General features: G+C 48.1%; 2 protein-coding genes. One reads left to right on the top strand and one right to left on the bottom strand.

What is annotated here, in order from left to right; all coding sequences use genetic code 11:
* Positions 1-782 (top strand): protein kinase domain-containing protein (locus tag R7M72_RS24490; protein ID WP_318056388.1); only part of this gene is annotated, 782 nt, incomplete at its 5' end.
* A gap of 80 nt (positions 783-862) precedes the next feature.
* On the opposite strand, the gene R7M72_RS24485 is transcribed toward R7M72_RS24490, so the two are convergent.
* The coding region (locus tag R7M72_RS24485; protein ID WP_318056387.1) for a HAMP domain-containing sensor histidine kinase at positions 863-1567 on the bottom strand (705 nt) is incomplete at its 5' end.

Here is a 1567-nt window from a genome sequence, read left to right as displayed (position 1 = left end):
AATTGGTTCGTCTCTCTGCGAACCAGCTAGAGCACTTTCCGGATGTGCTGATGAAGCTACCTAAATTGGCATGGTTTGCTTTTGCAGGTAATCCATTCTGCAAACACCCATCTTCGCTAGACAGTGTGCCGAAAGTGACCACAAACAGTTACTCGCTTAACCATGTTCTCGGCCAAGGGGCAAGTGGCGTGATTTCTCATGCTAACTGGATTGACGCTCAATACGACTTCCCGAGTGAAGTTGCGGTAAAAGTGTTCAAGGGCGAGGTCACCAGTGACGGCTATCCTCATGATGAACTTGAAGCGTGTTTGCAATCTGGGCATCACAACAACTTAGTGAAATCCATCGCGCAAGTGGATGACGGTAAAGAGCTTGCGTTGGTGATGGAGCTGATTCCAAACAGTTACTACAACTTAGGTTTGCCACCAACGTTGGAAACCTGCACCCGAGATACGTTCCCACAAGGGTTTACGATGACAGTCGAGCAAGTGAATTCTATTGTTGAGCAGATGGTGGACGTATTTAATCACCTACACGACAACAAGGTGTGTCATGGTGATTTGTATGCGCACAATACGTTGGTGAACGAACAAGGCGAGATGATCTTCGGTGACTTTGGCGCGGCGAGCATTTACGGCTATTTATCGGACGAGCAGCAAGCTGCAATCAGAGCCATTGAATCCAGAGCGTTGAAGTACTTTATCGAAGATGTGTTTTCTGTGTGCGAAGCGTCGGAATCGGCATCGCAAGCATTCGAACGACTAGTTGCGCTTGTGGCATAAGATTTCATTCAATCGAATAAGAAAGAGGTATCGAACTACCCGTTTTGATACTGAGCAAATGAGATACCTCTTGATTGAATCTAGTGCTGAGGAAGTTGCTCTGAGCAAGCCTCATGATGCTCTGACGAAAGGTCAATCACTGCCTCACATCCACCCTCAGAATGTGTATCAATAGTGAATTGCCAGCCATAGCGTCGGCATAAGTCATCCACAATCATGAGCCCCAAACCATGGCCTTCGGCATCTGGCACGGAAGAGAAGCCTTCGCCTTCATCTCTCACCGACAGTGTGGTATCGGTCATGGTGATATGAATCGTTCCCGCTGACGTGGCTGCAATGCCGTTGCGAATTAAGTTACTCAACGTAATGTTAAGCACTGCAGTGGTCGCTTTGGTTTGCGGATGGCCCAATATCTGTACATTAAATTCCAACGACTTTTCATCGGCTTGCGCTTGGCTAAGAGCAACGATGTTGTGAAGCTCTTGCTCTGAGATGGTTCGAACGGGGCTGTCGTCTGTGTTGCGTTCATATCGCACCAAACCCAACAAAGCATCAACCATGGTCGACATCTGCTGAGTAGCATCTTGAATACGGCCAATCTGACGCTCTTGAAACGGCGTGCTTGGGCTTCTGGCTAGCAGGCTGCTCGATCCTTTCATCACCGTTAGTGGCGTTCTCAGTTCATGACTGGCATATCGCGCAAAAGCTTGCTCGCGTTTGATCACCTGATTGATTTGGCTGCGATATTCATTGAGCTGAGAGGCTAACGTTTGGAACTCTTTAGC

The organism is Vibrio sp. YT-18, assembly GCF_033337345.1.
GTDB lineage: Bacteria > Pseudomonadota > Gammaproteobacteria > Enterobacterales > Vibrionaceae > Vibrio > Vibrio alginolyticus.
This window is presented reverse-complemented; position numbering and strand designations above follow the sequence as displayed.